18 protein-coding genes are annotated in these 18,006 nt (G+C 61.8%); 10 read left to right on the top strand and 8 right to left on the bottom strand.

Going from position 1 to position 18,006, the window contains the following annotated elements; all coding sequences use genetic code 11:
* Window positions 1-2: 2 nt before the first annotated feature.
* Together QZR30_RS12245 and QZR30_RS12240 are read right to left on the bottom strand one after the other, a co-directional pair.
* Window positions 3-689, bottom strand: a complete 687-nt coding sequence (locus QZR30_RS12245) for an ArsR/SmtB family transcription factor (RefSeq protein ID WP_046070759.1) — start codon at window positions 687-689, stop codon at window positions 3-5.
* Between the two features lie 134 nt (window positions 690-823).
* Window positions 824-1,753 carry a LysR family transcriptional regulator gene (locus QZR30_RS12240; protein ID WP_046070758.1) on the bottom strand — a complete coding sequence of 310 codons (930 nt, stop codon included), beginning with the start codon at window positions 1,751-1,753 and terminating at the stop codon, window positions 824-826.
* A gap of 117 nt (window positions 1,754-1,870) precedes the next feature.
* Here QZR30_RS12240 and QZR30_RS12235 point away from each other — a divergent pair, with 117 nt between their 5' ends.
* From QZR30_RS12235 to QZR30_RS12225, 3 genes are all read left to right on the top strand, one after another.
* Window positions 1,871-2,164, top strand: coding sequence for a putative quinol monooxygenase (locus QZR30_RS12235; protein WP_046070757.1), 294 nt, complete (start codon window positions 1,871-1,873; stop codon window positions 2,162-2,164).
* A gap of 44 nt (window positions 2,165-2,208) precedes the next feature.
* Window positions 2,209-3,222 carry a zinc-binding alcohol dehydrogenase family protein gene (locus QZR30_RS12230; RefSeq protein ID WP_311903349.1) on the top strand — a complete coding sequence of 338 codons (1,014 nt, stop codon included), beginning with the start codon at window positions 2,209-2,211 and terminating at the stop codon, window positions 3,220-3,222.
* Between the two features lie 146 nt (window positions 3,223-3,368).
* Window positions 3,369-3,551, top strand: coding sequence for a hypothetical protein (locus QZR30_RS12225; protein WP_046070755.1), 183 nt, complete (start codon window positions 3,369-3,371; stop codon window positions 3,549-3,551).
* Between the two features lie 6 nt (window positions 3,552-3,557).
* Here QZR30_RS12225 and QZR30_RS12220 read toward each other — a convergent pair whose 3' ends face one another.
* Window positions 3,558-4,751, bottom strand: a complete 1,194-nt coding sequence (locus tag QZR30_RS12220) for a multidrug effflux MFS transporter (protein ID WP_059398444.1) — start codon at window positions 4,749-4,751, stop codon at window positions 3,558-3,560.
* An 87-nt stretch (window positions 4,752-4,838) separates the two neighbouring features.
* A complete protein-coding gene (locus tag QZR30_RS12215; protein ID WP_046070753.1) occupies window positions 4,839-5,036 on the bottom strand; it encodes a heavy-metal-associated domain-containing protein in 198 nt (65 codons plus the stop codon).
* A 148-nt stretch (window positions 5,037-5,184) separates the two neighbouring features.
* Between QZR30_RS12215 and QZR30_RS12210 the strand changes: the two genes are divergently transcribed.
* From QZR30_RS12210 to cueR, 3 genes are all read left to right on the top strand, one after another.
* The gene (locus QZR30_RS12210) at window positions 5,185-5,565 is read left to right on the top strand and encodes a hypothetical protein (protein ID WP_046070752.1); all 381 of its coding nucleotides are present in this window, start codon (window positions 5,185-5,187) and stop codon (window positions 5,563-5,565) included.
* Between the two features lie 66 nt (window positions 5,566-5,631).
* Window positions 5,632-7,833, top strand: a complete 2,202-nt coding sequence (locus tag QZR30_RS12205) for a heavy metal translocating P-type ATPase (RefSeq protein ID WP_046070751.1) — start codon at window positions 5,632-5,634, stop codon at window positions 7,831-7,833.
* Window positions 7,830-8,231 (top strand): Cu(I)-responsive transcriptional regulator, encoded by a 402-nt coding sequence (gene cueR / locus QZR30_RS12200; protein ID WP_046070750.1) that lies wholly within the window; start codon window positions 7,830-7,832, stop codon window positions 8,229-8,231. The genes QZR30_RS12205 and cueR overlap by 4 nt, the downstream gene beginning before the upstream one ends.
* A 142-nt stretch (window positions 8,232-8,373) precedes the next feature.
* On the opposite strand, the gene QZR30_RS12195 is transcribed toward cueR, so the two are convergent.
* Entirely contained in the window at window positions 8,374-9,273 is a 900-nt protein-coding gene (locus tag QZR30_RS12195; RefSeq protein WP_005784460.1) for a PA4780 family RIO1-like protein kinase, read from the bottom strand.
* A 134-nt stretch (window positions 9,274-9,407) separates the two neighbouring features.
* Window positions 9,408-10,685, bottom strand: coding sequence for an acetyl-CoA C-acetyltransferase (locus QZR30_RS12190; RefSeq protein ID WP_274357848.1), 1,278 nt, complete (start codon window positions 10,683-10,685; stop codon window positions 9,408-9,410).
* A 114-nt stretch (window positions 10,686-10,799) separates the two neighbouring features.
* On the opposite strand from QZR30_RS12190, the gene QZR30_RS12185 reads away from it, so the two are divergent.
* The 4 genes from QZR30_RS12185 to QZR30_RS12170 all read left to right on the top strand — a co-directional run bounded on the left by QZR30_RS12185 (window position 10,800) and on the right by QZR30_RS12170 (window position 16,989).
* Window positions 10,800-12,152 carry a 3-oxoacyl-ACP reductase gene (locus tag QZR30_RS12185; protein WP_311903348.1) on the top strand — a complete coding sequence of 451 codons (1,353 nt, stop codon included), beginning with the start codon at window positions 10,800-10,802 and terminating at the stop codon, window positions 12,150-12,152.
* A gap of 2 nt (window positions 12,153-12,154) precedes the next feature.
* Window positions 12,155-13,003: a MaoC family dehydratase gene (locus QZR30_RS12180; RefSeq protein WP_046070747.1), complete on the top strand. Its 849-nt coding sequence runs from the start codon at window positions 12,155-12,157 to the stop codon at window positions 13,001-13,003.
* Window positions 13,004-13,305: 302 nt separating this feature from the next.
* On the top strand, window positions 13,306-15,120 hold the full coding sequence (locus tag QZR30_RS12175) for a collagen-like triple helix repeat-containing protein (protein WP_311903347.1): 1,815 nt from the start codon (window positions 13,306-13,308) through the stop codon (window positions 15,118-15,120).
* Window positions 15,121-15,306: 186 nt separating this feature from the next.
* The gene (locus QZR30_RS12170) at window positions 15,307-16,989 is read left to right on the top strand and encodes a ShlB/FhaC/HecB family hemolysin secretion/activation protein (RefSeq protein ID WP_274357846.1); all 1,683 of its coding nucleotides are present in this window, start codon (window positions 15,307-15,309) and stop codon (window positions 16,987-16,989) included.
* 137 nt (window positions 16,990-17,126) lie between these two features.
* Here the strand turns inward: QZR30_RS12170 and QZR30_RS12165 are convergent, their stop codons facing one another.
* Window positions 17,127-17,531: a response regulator gene (locus QZR30_RS12165; RefSeq protein ID WP_046070745.1), complete on the bottom strand. Its 405-nt coding sequence runs from the start codon at window positions 17,529-17,531 to the stop codon at window positions 17,127-17,129.
* A 53-nt stretch (window positions 17,532-17,584) separates the two neighbouring features.
* Window positions 17,585-17,782, bottom strand: a complete 198-nt coding sequence (locus QZR30_RS12160) for a Flp family type IVb pilin (protein ID WP_003188231.1) — start codon at window positions 17,780-17,782, stop codon at window positions 17,585-17,587.
* Window positions 17,783-18,006 lie beyond the last annotated feature (224 nt).

The following is an 18,006-nucleotide window of genomic DNA, read 5'->3' as shown; positions in this document are numbered from 1 at the left end:
GCCTACACTGCCGCCAGCCGGTTGATTTGCGCGAGCCCGAGATCGGAAACCTGCAAAGCCCGCGACTCGTTGACCACACTGATCCAGCCCGACTGCAGGAACAGTTGCAACAACCCCGCACCCAGCGCCCCTCCCAGATGCGGTTGCTGCTGGCTCCAGTCGAAGCAATCGCAGGCCAACGGCGCCGCCAGTGCCTGGGTAAAAATGCCCAGGCCTGCCAAATACTGCGCGCCCTTGACCGTGACCTCGGTACGCTGCTCATGGCGCTGGATCCAGCCTGCCTCCAACATCCGCCGGTACAGCCCTGCCGCCAGCTCGCCGCCGAGATGGCCGTGACACAGGCGGGCACGCCGCAGCAGCGGTGGCGCCATAAGCGCCGGCGGCAAGGCATTCGGCGTGCTGCGCGCCGCGCTGGCCATGGTGGTACTGGCCAGCGCATCAATGGCGACACTGACATCCGCAGCCGCCACGCGAAACAACCGCTTGCCCCGTCGAGCCTCGGTTCGCAGCAGGCCGCTGCCGGCCAGGCGCGCCAAATGTGCATTGGCCGATGCCGGCGATAGTCCGGCCAGGGTCGCCAGCTCTTCTGAAGACTTCGCCGAACCGTCCATCAAGGCCCAGAGCATGACCGTGCGCTTGGGCTCGGCGAGCAAGCTGGCGATCTGACTGATGCAAGGTGCTGCTTCCATGTATTCACTCCCTGTTAAACCATTTTTCTGCTGCGGTTGAGGCCAAAGTATAGGTGCGCAGACCAGCGGTTCCGCGGCGTCTGACAGCGCAGATCAGGACAGGATATGAGTGAAACTTCCGACCGTGGCGCAGGCTATTGCCTAGCAGCCATTCGCCCCGGTCGCTGCGCGGTCAATATCGCACAACGTGCCACGAGCATCTCCCGCAGCAGATTGATAGGTTTGCTCAATTGCGCACGATGGGCACACAGCAAGTTGAGCGGCGTGCGCTCGCCCTGCAGCTCCGGCAGAATCAAGCGCAAGCGCCCGGCCAGCACGTCGGTGCTTATATCCAGCCAGGACTTGTAGGCAATCCCCATCCCCGCCACCGCCCAGCGGCGCACGACATCGGCATCATCACTGAAGCGGTCACCGCTGACCGTCAGGCTTACATGACGCTTGCCGTCGTAAAAACCCCAGTGGTCATGCACCCGGCTACCGAGCATGTAGAGCAGGCAATTGTGCTGGGCCAGTTGTTCCAGATGTCGCGGCTCGCCATGGCGGGCGAGGTAACTGGGGGCGGCACACAGCACTCGAATATTGTCCGGGGCGATGGGCAGCGCAATCAGGCTGGAGTCTTCGGGTTCGCCATAGCGCAAGGCAATGTCCACCGGCTGGCGAAACAGGTCGGCAATGCGATCGCCGAGCAACAGGCGCACATTCAATTGCGGGTGTTGCTGCTGGAACTCGTCCAGCCACGGCACCAGCTGGTTACGCCCAAAATCCGATGGCGCCGACAATTGCAGCACGCCGCTGACATGATCTTGTCCACTGGCCAAAAGGCGCCGCCCTTCGTCCAGCGCACCCAGTGACGCACGCGCATACTCCAGGAAGCCCTCGCCTTCGGCGGTCAGGCGCAGGCTGCGGGTTGAGCGCGCCAGCAAGCGCGTGCCCAGTTGCTGCTCGATACGCTTGAGCGCCGCGCTGGCCACCGCGGGCGACAGGTCCATGACCCGCGCCGCCGCCGAGAGGCTGCCCAAGTCCGCGGCGCGCACAAACAACTGCAAATCATCAAAACGCAGCATGCACTTCCATCCATTATCAAAATTTGGTTGAAACAGACTGCTGTTTTAGCCGCTTTTATCTACATGGGAAATAGCCAATCATCTGCGCATTCCGTCATCACGTGCCAGGAGTTGAATATGCCCACCGCCTTTAACGTCATCGCCACGCTGATCGCCAAACCCGGCCAACAAGCCACCCTGGAACCCTTGCTGCGCGGCCTACTGGAACCGACCCGCCTGGAAGCCGGCTGCGAGCAGTACGACCTGCATCAGGACCTGCAACACCCCGAGACCTTCTACATGCTCGAACGCTGGAGCAGTGAGGCAGCGCTGGCCGACCATGACCAGAGCGCGCATATCCAGAGCTTTCGCGCCAAAGCCGCTGACGTGCTCGAACATTTCGACCTCAAGCGCCTGAAATTCCTCGCCTGATCCCTACATCAAGTCCGCATCACGCCCCCTTTACCGGAGCCACCATGAAAGCCATTGCCTACTACGCCTCACTGCCGATCCACGACCCAAAATCCCTGCAAGACATCGAACTGCCGGAGCCCGTGGCCGGCCCGCGTGACCTGTTGGTGGAAGTCAAAGCCATCTCGGTCAACCCAGTGGACACCAAGGTGCGCCAGAACGTCACCCCCGAAAACGGCGCCGCCAAGGTGCTGGGCTGGGATGTGGCCGGTGTGGTCCAGGCCGTTGGCAGCGACGTGACGCTGTTCAAGGCTGGCGACAAGGTGTTCTACGCCGGTTCCCTGGTACGCCCAGGCGGCAACAGCGAACTGCACACGGTGGATGAGCGCATCGTCGGCCATATGCCCAAGAGCCTGGGGTTTGCCGAAGCGGCTGCATTGCCGTTGACCGCCATCACCGCCTGGGAGCTGCTGTTCGAACGCTTGCAGATAATTGAAGGCAAGGAAGATCAAGGCCAGAGCCTGCTGATCGTCGGCGCTGCCGGCGGCGTGGGGTCGATCCTGACGCAACTGGCCAACCAGCTCACCGCGCTGAAAGTCATCGGCACCGCCTCGCGCCCCGAGACCCAGGCCTGGGCCAAGGCCCTGGGTGCCCACTTGGTGATCGACCACAGCCAGCCGCTGAGCGAAGCGCTGAAACAGGCCGGTCACCCGCAAGTGACCCACGTTGCCAGCCTGACCCAGACCGAGCATCACCTCGATCAACTGGTGGAGGCGCTGCAACCCCAAGGCAAGCTGGCGCTGATCGATGACCCCAAGGCGCTGGATGTGAGCAAGCTCAAGCGCAAGAGCCTGTCGCTGCACTGGGAGTTCATGTACACCCGCTCGATGTTCGAAACGCCGGACATGATCGAGCAGCACAACTTGCTCAACCGCGTGGCCGAACTGATCGACGCTGGCATCCTGGAAACCACGGTGGGCGAGCACTTCGGTGTAATCAATGCGGCCAACCTGCGGCGTGCCCACGCGCTGCTGGAAAGCGGCAAGGCCAAGGGCAAGATCGTGCTGGAAGGGTTCTAAAAAAACGACTGTCAGTGTCGTCCGTTATTCATGTAAGTAATGGACGACGCCATTAGTCTGAGAGTTGACCCTTGTCATATTTTTAAGGGGATTCGGGTTTATATTGGCCGCCTTTGCCACGAGTCTTTTACGCGAGGAAGTCAGCAATGAAGATCCTGATAAAAGCGTTAGCAAAATCCCCAGGCAGCCAATGGCAGGTTCGTCTCGACGGCAAAGCCATCACCTTTCGCAGTGAAGCCGAGGCCCGCGCCTTTGCCGAAACCCTGCAAGCCCGTATCCAGGCGCCCCACCGCTTTCCCCTCGGCCAGCAACGCTCCGCCGCTGGCTGACCCATTTCAGACCTGCGCCTGTTCGGCCCTTGCCCGTTGCAGGCGCTGGGTCGACATCGCAATCGTCACCGCCAGCACACCACACAAGCAGATGACCATGGCCATCGGCATCGCTGTGCCGTCGTGCAACACGCCGACCAACGACGCAGCCCCTGCCGCCACACCGAACTGAATGCAACCGAGCAACGCCGACGCACTGCCGGCCCGGGCGCCCTGCCCGCTCATGGCGCACGCCGAGGTATTGGGCAAAATGCAGCCCAGGCTGGCGATACAGATAAACAGTGGCACCAGCAAAGGCCACAAGGCCTCGGTGCGCAGCGCGGCAATACCCAGCAACGTTAACGCGGCCGCCACATAAACCCATACCGTGCGCGACAGCAAAAACGCCGGGCCGCGCTTGGCCAGCAACCGCGCATTCAACTGCGCTACCAGGATAAAGCCGGCGGCGTTGGAACCGAACAGCCAGCCGTAATGCTCGGCAGGCACGCCGTAGAGTTTGATAAATACGAAGGGAGAGCCGGCGATGTAGGCAAACATCCCGGCAATCGAGATGCCGCCGGTCAAGGCATAGCCGAGGTATACGCGGTCCGACAACAGCGAGCCGTAGCGGCGCAACGAGCCAGACAACGGCTGGCGCGGCTGATCGGCCGGGAAGGTTTCCGGCAACCCGACTGCCACGGCAATCGCCGCCATTACGCTGAACAGCGACAGTGCCAGGAAGATCGATTGCCAGCCCCACACCCCGACCATCAACCCGCCCGCCAAAGGTGCAAGGATCGGCGCCAGGCCGGTGACCAGCATCAGTTGCGAATACACCTTGGCCGAGCCCACCGCATCGCACTTGTCACTGACCACCGCCCGGGAAATCACCATGCCCGCGCAACCGCCAAGGGCCTGCACGAAGCGCGCAACGATCAGCCATTCCAGGGACGGTGCGTAGGCACAGGCGAAGGACGCAAGGGTAAACAGAGTGACGCCACTGAGCAGCGGCACGCGACGACCAAAGCGGTCGGCCAATGGGCCGTAGATCAATTGGCCAATGGCCAGGCCGGCGAAGTACACCGCCAGGGTCAACTGGATATGTTTTTCATCGGTGGCAAAGGCCGTGGCCATCGCCGGAAAGCCCGGCAGGTAAAAATCGATCGCCAACGGCGCAAAGGCGCTCAAGGCGCCCAAAATCAGGATTATGCGAAGGTTCATCAGACACCCAAGTGAGTCGGCAGCCCGACAGTCTAGCCGCGCTTGGGTGCCATGAACATTACGTTAGGTCGCTAACGATCAGAAAAATCACGCCAGCTTAGCGGTGTAGCCCTCATCGATGATCAGTTCGATGACCTTATCCGCGGGCAGGCTGCTTGCCACGCGCACTTCTTTAGCGCCCAAATCCACTTCGACACTCGCTGCCGGGTCCTGGCTCTGTACCGCCTGGGTCACCGCTCGAACGCAATGGCCGCAGGTCATTCCTTCAACACTGAATATTTGCATGACATGACTCCTTTGATGAGGTTGGGACACAGTGTCAACCTTGCCACGACAGCAAGGTCAAGTTTCAAAAAAATCGGCCGGGCTGGTATTCGCAGGCAACGTCGGCCAAGCTTCAACTTTCCTTGCTGTGAACCACGGAGCATTCGCCATGCGCTGGTCGTTTTTTGCCCTTGCCGGCCTGATGAGCCTGTCTGCTGCTGCGCCCCAAGCCCTTGCCGCTGAAGATTATGCGGTGCTGATCATTTCCCGCGAGCGCCTGGAGGTGCCGACCAACTGCGAGATCGGCCTGTATATCCAGGACCAGTTGGCCGGGCGCCTGTTCCAAGAACAGGCCACCTCGTTCAATCTGCCTGCGGGCGATGTATCGCTGCGTCTCAAGCTGCTACCAGGTCAGTCCGGAGGCTGCCTGCCCAGCCTGCTGGCGCCACCCGCGCAGAACATTACCTTGAAGGCTGGCGATGTACGCAAATTGCGTATCGCTCAAGGCCCGGACGGCATGTACCTCAAGCCTGCGGCATTGGAATACTGAAGACGCTTGACCTTCCCCACAGGTTAAGGTTGATCCTAAGGGCAACTTCTCCTGGAGGACTGTCCCATGAATGGATCCACCACATTTGACTTGCCCATCGGCGGCATGACCTGCGCCAGCTGTGCCGGCCGCGTCGAACGCGCGCTGGGCAAGGTGCCGGGGGTACAGCGTGTCAGCGTCAACCTGGCCAACGAACGCGCTCATATCGAAGTGCTCGGCCAGATGGACGCCAGCGTACTGATCGCCGCAGTCGACAAGGCCGGTTACACCGCCACCCTGCCCCAAAGCGAAACCGCCACCGAAGCCGACCAGGCCCGACGCCTGCGCCGTGAGCGATGGGCGTTGGTGGCAGGGATCCTGCTGGCGTTGCCCTTAGTGCTGCCAATGCTGGTGGAACCCTTCGGCCTGCACTGGATGCTCCCCGCCTGGATACAGTTTGCCCTGGCCACGCCGGTGCAATTCATCCTCGGTGCGCGCTTCTATGTTGCCGCATGGAAAGCCGTACGCGCCGGCGCTGGCAATATGGACCTGCTGGTGGCGATCGGCACCAGCGCCGGATACGGCCTGAGCATCTATGAATGGCTCACCGCCGCCCCAGGCGTGACGCCGCACCTGTACTTCGAAGCCTCAGCGGTAGTCATCGCCCTGGTGCTGCTGGGCAAATACCTGGAAAGCCGCGCCAAACGCCAGACCGCCAGCGCGATCCGCGCCCTGGAAGCCTTGCGTCCGGAACGGGCGATCCGCGTGCAGGATGGCCGCGAAGAAGACGTCGCGATCAATGCGTTGAAGCACGGTGACCTGGTGCTGGTCAAACCCGGCGAACGCTTCCCGGTGGACGGTGAAGTGGTGGAGGGCCAAAGCCATGCCGATGAGGCGCTGATCAGCGGTGAAAGCCTGCCGGTGCCTAAACAGCCAGGCGACCCGGTCACCGGTGGCGCCATCAACGGTGAAGGTCGTTTATTGGTGCGCACCCTGGCCCTGGGGGCCGAGAGCGTGCTGGCGCGCATCATCCGCCTGGTCGAAGACGCCCAGGCTGCCAAGGCGCCGATCCAGAAACTGGTGGATAAAGTCAGCCAGGTGTTTGTACCAGCGGTATTGGTCTTGGCGTTGATCACCGTAGTGGGCTGGTGGTGGTACGGCGCATCCCTGGAAACTGCGATCATCAATGCGGTTGCAGTGCTGGTGATCGCTTGCCCTTGCGCCCTGGGTCTGGCCACGCCAACTGCGATCATGGCCGGCACCGGCGTCGCCGCGCGCCACGGCATTCTGATCAAGGATGCCGAAGCATTGGAGCGCGCCCATGCGGTGAGCGCCGTGGTGTTCGACAAGACCGGCACCCTCACCTCCGGCGCGCCGAAAATTGCGCACCTGGCGGCCGTGGATGGCAACGAAGCACTCTTGTTGCAACAGGCCGGCGCGTTGCAACGCGGCAGTGAACACCCATTGGCCAAGGCCGTGCTGGATGCGTGCCAGGAGAAAGGTCTGGACGTGGCCGATGTGAGTGCCAGCCAGTCCCTGACCGGACGCGGCATTGCCGGCACGCTGGACGGTCGGCCACTGGCGCTGGGTAATCGACGCTTGCTGGAAGAGACGGGCTTGGAGGCGGGCGAATTGGCTCAGCGCGCCAAGGATTGGGAAGCCGAAGGCCGCACCTTGTCCTGGCTTATCGAGCAAGGCACGCAGCCCCGCGTATTGGGCTTGTTCGCGTTTGGCGACACCCTCAAGCCCGGCGCGCTGGAGGCCGTGCAACAGCTCAAAGCGCAACACATCAGCAGCCACCTGATTACCGGCGATAACCACGGCAGTGCCCGGGTCGTCGCAGAGGCCTTGGGTATCGACGATGTGCACGCCGAGGTACTGCCCGCCTACAAAGCGGCTGCCGTTGCCGAACTGAAAAAAACCGGCGTGGTGGCGATGGTCGGCGACGGCATCAACGACGCCCCGGCCCTTGCCGCGGCCGATATCGGCATCGCCATGGGTGGCGGTACCGACGTGGCCATGCATGCGGCCGGCATCACCCTGATGCGGGGCGACCCACGCCTGGTGCCGGCGGCCCTGGAGATCAGCCGCAAGACCTACGCGAAAATTCGCCAGAACTTGTTCTGGGCCTTTGTGTATAACTTGATCGGCATTCCCCTGGCCGCCTTCGGCCTGCTCAACCCGGTGCTGGCCGGTGCGGCGATGGCCTTGTCCAGCGTCAGCGTGGTGAGTAATGCACTGTTGTTGAAAACCTGGAAACCCAAGGACTTGGAGGATCAACGCCCATGAACATCGGCCAAGCCGCCCGCAACAGCGGGCTGAGCGCAAAGATGATTCGCTACTACGAATCCATCGGCCTGCTGAAAACGCCCCATCGCACTGACAGCGGCTATCGCGTGTATGGCCATGACGACCTGCACACCCTGACGTTTATCAAGCGCTCGCGGGACCTGGGGTTTTCACTGGAAGAAGTCGGCAAGCTGCTGACCCTGTGGGAAGACCGCCAACGGGCCAGCGCCGACGTAAAAGCCTTGGCGCGCCAGCACATCGACGAGCTGAATCACAAGATTCGCGAATTGGGGCAACTGCGCGATACCTTGCAGGACCTGATGGAGCACTGCCAGGGCGATCATCGACCGGACTGCCCGATACTCAAGGAGTTGGCAGCGGGCAACTGCTGCGCCTGATGCTCTAACTGGCTACACGCAAATCCAAATGTGGGAGGGGGCTTGCTCCCGATGAGGGAGTGACAGTCAACACATCTGTCGCTGACACACCGCCATCGGGAGCAAGCCCCCTCCCACATTTTGATCTTCATCTACCCGAAGATCACTGCATCCAAGGCGGCGGCGGTGGTTCGTCCGGCACTTTGCTCGGTGGCGCATCATCCGCCGCACGAATCGCCTGGCGACGCTCTTCATCCAGCCGCGCCGCTTCGATCTCGCGGATCACACCGCCCACATCCGCCAGCTCTTCCGGTTCGTCGAACTCACCGGTCAATACACTGGCCGGGTGCAAGGTGCCGGCTTCGTACAGCGCCCACATTTCCTTGGCGTACTTGGTCTTCTTCAACTCCGGGGCAAAGCGCCCGAAGTAGGAAGCCATGTTGCCAACGTCGCGCTCCAACATGTTGAATGCATGGTTGTTGCCCGCCGCATCCACCGCCTGGGGCAGGTCGATGATCACCGGGCCAGTTGGCGTGAGCAGTACGTTGAACTCAGAAAGGTCGCCGTGCACCAGGCCGGTGCATAGCATCAGCACGATCTGGGAGATCAGGAAGGCGTGGTATTCACGCGCCTGGTCCGGCTCCAGTACCACGTCGTTCAGGCGCGGCGCCGCATCGCCGTACTCGTCGGCCACCAGCTCCATCAGCAGCACGCCTTCAAGAAAGTCATACGGCTTGGGCACGCGAACGCCCGCACCGGCCAGGCGGAACAGCGCCGCAACTTCGGCGTTCTGCCAGGCGTCCTCGGTTTCTTTCTTGCCGAACTTGGAGCCCTTGGCCATGGCCCGGGCCTGGCGGCTGTTACGAACCTTACGGCCTTCCTGGTACTCGGCCGCCTGACGAAAACTTCGTTTGTTCGCCTCCTTGTAAACCTTGGCGCAACGCAATTCGTTGCCGCAGCGCACCACATAAACAGCTGCTTCTTTACCACTCATGAGTGGGCGCAGCACTTCGTCGACCAGACCGTCTTCGATCAGGGGTTCAATGCGTTTAGGAGTCTTCATCAGCTTTTATTGTGGGTCCTGTATTACCAAACACGCGTGTGGCACTCGTTATACGGCAATCGGCTCGCCGGTGGGAGAGGCTACCGACCTCTGACCACTCAAGAATGCATGCAATGGGCCAATTTTGTCGTTAATCAGCGTTCGATAATCGCCGTCACCCCTTGGCCGCCAGCAGCACAGATCGAAATCAGCCCGCGACCTTTGCCCGCCGCATCCAACAGTTTGGCGAGGTTGGCGACGATGCGCCCGCCGGTGGCGGCAAACGGATGGCCCGCCGCCAGGGAACTTCCCTTGACGTTGAGCCGACTGCGGTCGATGGATCCCAGCGGCGCATCCAGGCCCAGACGGGTCTTGCAATAGTCCGCATCTTCCCACGCCTTGAGCGTGCACAACACCTGGGCGGCGAAGGCTTCGTGGATCTCATAGTAATCAAAGTCCTGCAGGGTCAAGCCGTTGCGGGCCAGCAAGCGCGGCACCGCATACACCGGCGCCATCAACAGCCCCTCGGCACCGTTGACGAAATCCACCGCAGCCGCTTCGCCATCGCGCAGGTACGCCAGGATCGGCAGGCCACGCTCCTTGGCCCAGGCTTCACTGCCCAGCAGCACCAGGGATGCGCCATCGGTGAGCGGCGTGGAGTTGCCGGCGGTGAGCGTGCCCTTTGCGCTGCGCTCGAAGGCCGGCTTGAGGCTGGCGAGTTTCTCCAGGGTCAGGTCGGGGCGCAGGTTGTTGTCGCGGGTGAGGCCAAGAAAGGGCGTGAGCAAGTCGTTGTGCCAGCCTTCGGCGTAGGACGCGGCCATTTTCTGATGACTCTCAAGCGCAAGCTGGTCCTGTTCGACGCGAGGAATCTGCCAGGTCTGCGCCATCAGTTCGCAATGCTGGCCCATGGACAAGCCGGTGCGTGGTTCGCCATTGCGCGGCAGTTCCGGCTTGAGATGTTGGGGACGAAGTTGTAACAAGGTTTTTAGTTTATCCACCATGGATTTACCGCGATTGGCTTGCAGCAAAAGCTTGCGCAAGCCTTCGTTCACCCCGATCGGAGCATCGGACGTGGTGTCTACGCCGCCGGCAATCCCACATTCGATCTGGCCCAGAGCAATTTTGTTGGCCACCAGCAACGCCGCCTCCAGCCCGGTGCCGCAGGCTTGCTGGATATCGTATGCAGGGGTTTGCGGCGACAGGCGCGAGCCGAGCACGCATTCGCGGGTCAGGTTGAAGTCTCGGGAGTGCTTGAGTACCGCACCGGCGGCTACCTCGCCCATGCGCAGGCCGTGCAGGTTGTAGCGCTCGATCAGGCCCTCCAGCGCGGCGGTCAGCATCGCCTGGTTGCTCGCCGTGGCGTATGGGCCATTGGAGCGGGCGAAAGGAATGCGATTACCGCCAATGATCGCTACACGGCGCAATTGAGTCATGGAAAGCTCCCTTTTGAAGGTGGGTGGAATCATCAAGCCTAGCCTAGGCTCAATCGAACGACTGCCACCCCAGGGTGGTCAACCCTTTGAACCCCAGCCTTCGGAGAGCGTTCCATGTCTGACCGTTATATCGACTTCGCCAACTCAAGCCTCGGCCATCGCCTGGTCGCCGCCATTGGCCTGCCGTCGCCGGTACGCCTGGAACGCTGGCAGGCCGGACGACTGCGCCCGGTCGAGGGTGCACTGCTGCTCGGCGGGGGCTCGTTGACGACCCAGGTGCTGGCGTTTGCCAATCGACTCACCGACGCGGTTTACAGCTACGGCACCGAAGCCTCGACAGCAACCGCGTGGATCCCCGGGCACGGCCCTAAGCTCAAGGCGGTGGTGTTCGACGCCAGCCACTTGCAGCACACCGACCAGCTCAAGCAACTGCGCGAGTTCTTCCAGCCGCTGCTGAAAAACCTTGATCACAGTGCCCACGTGGTGATCCTCGGCCGGGCGCCGGAAAGCCTCAGCGATCCGTTTGCTGCCAGCGCCCAGCATGCCCTGGAAGGTTTCAGCCGCTCCCTGGCCAAGGAGTTGCGCAGCGGCGGCGTATTGCAATTGCTGTATGTGGGCGACGGCGCCGAGGACCAGCTGGAAGGTGCGCTGCGGTTTTTCCTGTCGCCGAAAAGCGCTTATATCTCGGGCCAGGTCATCCGCCTGGCGGCCTGCGACACCCCGGTCGAGGACTGGACGCGCCCGCTCGCGGGGCGCAAAGCCCTGGTCACCGGAGCCGCCCGTGGCATCGGTGCTTCCATCGCTGAAACCCTGGCCCGCGACGGTGCCGAGGTGATTCTGCTCGACGTGCCCCAGGCCAAGGCCGATCTCGAAGCCCTGGCTGCGCGCTTGAATGCGCGCACGGTGGTGCTGGATATCTGCGCCGAAGACGCCGCCAGCCAACTGGTCGAACACCTGCCCGACGGCCTCGATATCCTGATACACAACGCCGGTATCACCCGCGACAAGACCCTGGCCAACATGACCCCGGAATACTGGGACGCCGTGCTGGCCGTCAACCTCAATGCCCCGCAGGTGCTGACCAAGGCCCTGCTCGACAGCGGCAGCCTGCATGACAACGCACGGGTGGTGCTGCTGGCCTCGATCAGCGGCATTGCCGGTAATCGCGGGCAAACCAACTATGCCGCGAGCAAGGCCGGCTTGATCGGCCTGGCCCAGGCCTGGGCGCCCCTGTTGAAGGAACGCGGAATCAGCATCAATGCCGTGGCGCCAGGCTTTATCGAGACCCAGATGACCGCGCATATCCCGTTCGCCCTACGTGAAGCCGGGCGTCGCATGAGTTCATTAGGCCAGGGTGGCTTGCCCCAGGACGTGGCCGAAGCGGTGGCCTGGCTCGGTCAGCCGGGTTCCGGTGCGGTCAGCGGCCAAGCGCTGCGGGTATGTGGGCAAAGTCTTCTGGGAGCGTAAACATGCAATGGCACACCTTAGACAGTTCGCCCTCTCTACTGCCGTTGTATTGGCGAGCGGCGCTCAAGCGCAAGATCACCGGCAGCACCTTGCCCGAACACGGCTTGCGTTGCCGGGTCAGCGTCAACCCCAGGGCCGTCGCGGCTTACCGAAAGGTCTGCGGGTTTGCCGACGGCCCGATGCTACCGGCGACCTATCCGCATATCCTGGCGTTCGGCCTGCAGATGCAGTTGCTGACTGACAAGGCGTTTGCGTTCCCCTTGCTGGGGCTGGTTCACCTGAGCAATCGCATCCGCATTCATCGCCCCTTGGGTGGCGTGGGCGACCTGAGCATCGGCGTCTATGCGCATAACCTGAAGCCCCACGCCAAGGGCGCGACCTTTGACATTGTGACCGTGGTCGAGGATGCGCTTGGGCTGCTCTGGGAGGCCGAAAGCCAAATGCTATGTCGCGGCGTGAAGCTTGAAGGCGAAGCCGTGGATAAAACCTTCCTGGCCCCTGGCCCGACCAGCGAGCTGACACGCTGGAAAGCGCCTGCCGATATCGGCCGCCGCTATGCCCGGGTGTCGGGCGATTACAACCCGATCCACCTCAGTGCGCCGACGGCCAAGTTATTCGGTTTTCCCCAGGCCATTGCCCATGGGCTGTGGAATAAGGCGCGCACCCTGGCGGCGCTGGGAGCACATCTGCCGGCTGCCAATATTGAGATAGAAGTCGAGTTCAAGAAGCCCGTGCGCCTGCCCAGTGAAGTGATATTGATGAGCAGCACGGCCGGTTCCAGTGGCGAGCTGGCACTCCAAGGCGCGGGCGACATTCAGCATATGCTCGGCAAGTGGCAGCCGATCGCCTGAAATACCCTGCTTAATTGTATATATACATCCAAAGTTATAGCGGACCTCACGAGGTCCGTTTTTTTATTTAACTCCCTGATTTAAAAAACTTAAGTTTTTATCAAAGTCTTATCTATTACACCTTTCGTATTAGTCGTTAAGCCGACTAAGACCTTATCTATATAAATCGTTAATACCAAGTTGAGCGTTGCACGAAAGAGCGCCTGGGCCTGTGATAACCACACGGACAAACCTATCGCTACCCCAAGAAGTAACGAGGGTTTGAAACAACCAAGGTTGTACCAGGTGCAAGGAACTCAATCATGAAAACTCAAGTAGTGTTTTGGAAAGCAAGTACCGCTCTGGCCCTGATCATGGCGTTGAGCCTCGGTGGCTGCAGCAGCGGAGGTGGCGGGCATAAATCCAGCGTGGCAGCGTCCTCACCAGATGCCGGAGCAGGTGCAGGCACAGGTGGTGGTGACGGCGGCACGGGCGGTGGCACGGGCGGAACTGGCGGTGGTACCGGCGGCACTGACGGCGGCACGGGCGGAACTGGTGGTGGCACTGGCGGCACTGACGGCGGCACGGGTGGTGGCACCGGCGGAACTGACGGCGGCACGGGTGGGACCGGCGGCGGCACTGGCGGCACTGACGGCGGAACAGGTGGTACGGGCGGCGGCACGGGTGGAACCGGTGGCGGTACTGGTGGGACCGGCGGTGGCACTGGCGGTACTGGTGGCGGTACTGGTGGGACCGGCGGTGGCACTGGTGGCACAGGTGGCGGCACCGGCGGAACAGGTGGTGGTACTGGCGGCGGAACTGGCTCGACAACTACCCCACTGATCACCGGCCAGATCGCTGGCACCCTCGGCACCACCGTGGGCAATGTAGGCGCAGCCGTGGGTGATCTTGGCTCGACCTTGAACGGTGTACCCGTCGTCGGCGTTACCGCTGGCGGCCTGGTGACCTCGGCAGGCACTGCTGTCACCAGCATCGGTACCGGCGTGACCACCGGCCTGGGCTCGCTGGGCACCAATAGCAACTCCCTGGGCATCACCGTGGCAGGCGTAGGTAATGGCGTCGCCGACCTGGGCGGCGGCCTCTCGACCACCGGCCAATCGCTGTCGACCACCCTCGGCGGCGTCCCCGTGGTCGGTGGCTTGACCGGCGGTGTCGGCGGTGCGGTCGGCGGCGTAGTCGATAAAGTCGGCACCACGGTGACCATGCTCGGCGATACCCTCAGCACCGCCAGCACCACTGGCCCGCTGGGTTCGCTGACCAACACCCTGGGTGGCAAAATAGTGGTGCCTGTGGTGTCGCTGGTGGAAAACACCACCGGCAATCTGGGCACCGCAACCGGCCTGGGCACTCCCGTCAATGGCCTGCTGGACAAAGTCGGCTCGACGGTCACCAGCCTGGGTACCCAAGTCGCCAGCACTGGCGGCACCGGCAACCCTGTCACCAGCGTGGTCGGCAGCGTGCTGACTGGCGTCGGGGGCACACTCGATAAGTCCGGCGGTTATGTCGCACCTGCGGGTGGCACGGCAGCCCCCGGCATACCGGAACTGGTGGGTGGCCTGGTAAGTAACGTGGGTACTGGCCTGAATGTGGGCAACACCAACGGCACCGTCAGTGCAGCCGGCGTAACCGGCGGCGCGCTGGGCAACACCATCGCCTCCGTAGGCACCGTGCTGGGTGGTACCGGCGTCGCCAACACCGGCGCCACGGCACCGGTCGCAGCAGTCGCAACCAATGTCGGCGCAGCTTTGAACCCAGTGACTTCCGGCGTCACTGCACTGACGCAAAACATTGGTACCACCACTGGCGTTGGTGCTCCAGTCAACGGCCTGGTAACACAAGTCGGCGGCGCTGTGAGCAGCCTGGGCACTAACCTCACCACAGCCAATGCCAACCCGGTCACCAACACCCTCGGCACCACCGTTACGGCGGTCGGCAACACCGTGAGCTCGGTAGGTGGCCTGGTCACCGGCGGCACTGGCGGCACCAGCGGTGGCCTGCTTGGCGGCCTGAACGTCGGCGCCAGCACCACAACCACCGGTACTGCAACGACAACAACCGGCGGCACCACAGCAACGGGCGGTCTTGGCGGTTTGTTGAACGGCCTGACCGGAAAATAGAATTGCACCTGGCCGATTAGACGGCCTCCCCTACAGCGCCTACGCTTGGTTGAGACGAGAGACCCTAAATAAGTCTCTCGTCTTTTTTATGGGCGGCGACATAGGTGATGAACCGCCGCCCTCCCGAACCGCGTCCTAGAACCCGGCGGGCCCGAAGCGCTGCTGCAGTTGACCATGGAGTGTCCTATGCGCGTGTTGACACCGTTGTTATTGATGACCCTCAGTGCCTACGTACAGGCCGAGCCCCTTCCCAGCTTTTTGAACAGTAACGACACAATCCGCACCCTGCCGGTCCCCAACCTGCCCGCCGACGCCTACCGCCCGGCCACCCCGCAAACCCAGGTGCCCGAGGCGCCGCCGACGGCGGGCCAGCCGCTGCTGATGGACACCAAGGTCACCATCCGCAAGCTGCAAATCGAAGGCGGGACGATCTACCCGCTCACCGAGACGGCCAAGGCCTACGCGCCGTTGATTGGACGTGAGACCAACCTCGCGCAACTGATCGAAGCCACCCGTGGCATCACCCGCCGCTACCAGCAAGACGGCTACCTGCTGTCCTATGCGTTCCTGCCGCAGCAAAACTTCGAAAACGGCCTGGTCCGCGTGGTCCTGGTGGAGGGTTACATCAAGGATTACCAGCAGACCGGCGACATCGGCCCGGTGTCGGCCTACGTCGACAAGCTGGCGAATAAACTCCTGGCCGAACGTCCCCTGACCCGCAAAACCTTCGAACGCTACACCACTCTGATGAGCCGCATCCCGGGCCTCACCGTGCAGGCGCAAGTGCCGCCGCCGGGCACCACCGATGGCGCCACGCACATGCAGATCCAGGCCAGCCGCAAGCCCTTCACCACCAGCATGAGCCTGGTGCAGAAAAGCCGTGGCGGCACCCAGGCGTTGCTCAGCGCCACCAGCAATTCGCAAACCTTCCTGGGCGAACAGCTCACCGTCAGCGGCCTGTTCCCGCCGGGCGAAGATAAAGAGCATTACTACCGCGTGGACTACAACCAGTTCATCAATGCCGAAGGCAGCCAGTTCGCACTGGCCGCCGAACGTTACCGCGCCGACCCCAATGCCAATGTGCAACTGGACGGCGGCTTCCAACTCAAGCCGCACCAGTCCGTGGACCGCTACTCCATTGGCCTGAGCCACCCGCTGATTGCCTCGCCCACCGAGTCGCTGACCCTGGGTACGCGCCTGTACGCCGTGGACCAGACCACCCGCTACAAACTGGTGGGCTACCCGCTGCGTTTTGATATCGAATCGAACCTGCGTGCGCTGGCGTTCGAGGGTGATTGGCGCAAGGCTGATGCGCGGCAATTGCGCATTATCAGCGGCGGCTTGTACCGGGGTATCGACGGCTTGGGCGCCAAAGCCCGCAGTGACCTGGACGTGGCAAAGCCCGACCTCGACTTCTTCCGCCTGCGGCTGTCCGGGGTGCAAAGCAACAAGTTCTTCGATAACTGGCAAGGCGTGCTTTCAGGGGCCTTCTACTGGAGTAACGACACCCTGCCCGACAGCGAGCGCGCCACCTTCGGCGGGCAGAACTTCGGCCGCGGCTACCCTGATGACCAAGGCTCGGGCGACAAGGGCTGGGGGGCGGCCTACGAGGTCAACTACAGCTACAACCGCGCCGGTGACTGGGTGAAAGTCCTGCAACCCTATGTGGTGCTCGACCGCGCCAAAACCTGGTTCAACGAGCTGCCGGTGAAGGCCAGCAACATGTCATCGGCGGCCGTGGGCCTGCGCTTTGGCGACAACAAGTACTACAACATCGCCCTGGAAGCGGCCAAACCGATGTCGGACATAGCCCTGGACAGCTACAACCGGCGGCCGCGGTATACGTTGAGTTTCAGTTATCAGCTCTGACCCAGCCGATGCCTTAACTAAAAATGTGGGAGGGGGCTTGCCCCCGATGAGGGAATGCCAGCCAGCAAATCTGTGACTGACACACCGCCATCGGGGGCAAGCCCTCTCCCACATTTTTTTGGAACTGCGCGGGCCAACTACCGACGGGACTTCGGCAGAGGAAACAGGCTGTTGAGGGTATCGATCAAGCGCACCAGATAGATCGGCTTGCGAAACAGATCCAGCACCTGCAGACGCAGCATGTCACTGACATCATCCATCTCGGCATGGCCGGACATCACGATCACAGGCAAATGCGAGCGCGATGTGTGTTCGCGCAGGCGCTTGATCAAGGAAATCCCGCTTTCCTCGGGCATGCGCAAGTCAGTGATGACCAACGCTATATCAGGATGAAGTGTCAATTCTTGCAGGGCGAAAGTCACGGACGTGGAAGTGAAACAGACGAATCCCTCGTTTTCGAGGGATTCGGCTAACTCGACCAGCGCATCCTCCTCGTCGTCCACCAATAGGATTTGTTGGCGGGCTGACGACGGGGGGCTCATGGGCAGTACCTGATTAAAAAGATCATCGAAACGACAACCTACAGTACTTACGGTTATGTCGCCGCCGGCAGTGCATCGGACACCTTCTGGAAAACGCCTTTTATTTTATCGCCCAGCCCAGTACCGAACCCAATGATCACCAACGCAACTATCGCCACGATAATCACATACTCAATGGCTGATGCTCCGTCTCTGCGACGCAAGAATAACTGAGCGTGAATGTAAAACTTCAAGAACAGATCAAGGATCATAAGACTTCTCCTTCATGCGCCACAAAGCGCCGTTACTGCTGGCCCGCACGATGATTGCCGTGTGCCACTAGAGCATTGTCAACAAAGTTGACACTCACAACTGTAAGAACGAATTAATCACAAAGTATTAGTCGCGGCGCTGCCGCCCCAAATCCGATTTTACGGGGGTCAGATTTAGCCTACAGATAATTTTTTCATACGGTAATGGCATTTCGTCCTAGCTG

Origin of the sequence: Pseudomonas sp. rhizo25 (assembly GCF_031931935.1) — a bacterium.
Taxonomy (GTDB): Bacteria; Pseudomonadota; Gammaproteobacteria; order Pseudomonadales; family Pseudomonadaceae; genus Aquipseudomonas; species Aquipseudomonas synxantha.
This window is presented reverse-complemented; position numbering and strand designations above follow the sequence as displayed.

Excerpts from the sequence above, each read along its gene's own strand:
- QZR30_RS12245 (WP_046070759.1), bottom strand. The coding sequence starts at position 689 with ATGGAAGCAGCACCTTGCATCAGTCAGATCGCCAGCTTGCTCGCCGAG.
- QZR30_RS12240 (WP_046070758.1), bottom strand. The coding sequence starts at position 1,753 with ATGCTGCGTTTTGATGATTTGCAGTTGTTTGTGCGCGCCGCGGACTTG.
- QZR30_RS12235 (WP_046070757.1), top strand. The coding sequence starts at position 1,871 with ATGCCCACCGCCTTTAACGTCATCGCCACGCTGATCGCCAAACCCGGC.
- QZR30_RS12230 (WP_311903349.1), top strand. The coding sequence starts at position 2,209 with ATGAAAGCCATTGCCTACTACGCCTCACTGCCGATCCACGACCCAAAA.
- QZR30_RS12225 (WP_046070755.1), top strand. The coding sequence starts at position 3,369 with ATGAAGATCCTGATAAAAGCGTTAGCAAAATCCCCAGGCAGCCAATGG.
- QZR30_RS12220 (WP_059398444.1), bottom strand. The coding sequence starts at position 4,751 with ATGAACCTTCGCATAATCCTGATTTTGGGCGCCTTGAGCGCCTTTGCG.
- QZR30_RS12215 (WP_046070753.1), bottom strand. The coding sequence starts at position 5,036 with ATGCAAATATTCAGTGTTGAAGGAATGACCTGCGGCCATTGCGTTCGA.
- QZR30_RS12210 (WP_046070752.1), top strand. The coding sequence starts at position 5,185 with ATGCGCTGGTCGTTTTTTGCCCTTGCCGGCCTGATGAGCCTGTCTGCT.
- QZR30_RS12205 (WP_046070751.1), top strand. The coding sequence starts at position 5,632 with ATGAATGGATCCACCACATTTGACTTGCCCATCGGCGGCATGACCTGC.
- cueR (WP_046070750.1), top strand. The coding sequence starts at position 7,830 with ATGAACATCGGCCAAGCCGCCCGCAACAGCGGGCTGAGCGCAAAGATG.
- QZR30_RS12195 (WP_005784460.1), bottom strand. The coding sequence starts at position 9,273 with ATGAAGACTCCTAAACGCATTGAACCCCTGATCGAAGACGGTCTGGTC.
- QZR30_RS12190 (WP_274357848.1), bottom strand. The coding sequence starts at position 10,685 with ATGACTCAATTGCGCCGTGTAGCGATCATTGGCGGTAATCGCATTCCT.
- QZR30_RS12185 (WP_311903348.1), top strand. The coding sequence starts at position 10,800 with ATGTCTGACCGTTATATCGACTTCGCCAACTCAAGCCTCGGCCATCGC.
- QZR30_RS12180 (WP_046070747.1), top strand. The coding sequence starts at position 12,155 with ATGCAATGGCACACCTTAGACAGTTCGCCCTCTCTACTGCCGTTGTAT.
- QZR30_RS12175 (WP_311903347.1), top strand. The coding sequence starts at position 13,306 with ATGAAAACTCAAGTAGTGTTTTGGAAAGCAAGTACCGCTCTGGCCCTG.
- QZR30_RS12170 (WP_274357846.1), top strand. The coding sequence starts at position 15,307 with ATGCGCGTGTTGACACCGTTGTTATTGATGACCCTCAGTGCCTACGTA.
- QZR30_RS12165 (WP_046070745.1), bottom strand. The coding sequence starts at position 17,531 with ATGAGCCCCCCGTCGTCAGCCCGCCAACAAATCCTATTGGTGGACGAC.
- QZR30_RS12160 (WP_003188231.1), bottom strand. The coding sequence starts at position 17,782 with ATGATCCTTGATCTGTTCTTGAAGTTTTACATTCACGCTCAGTTATTC.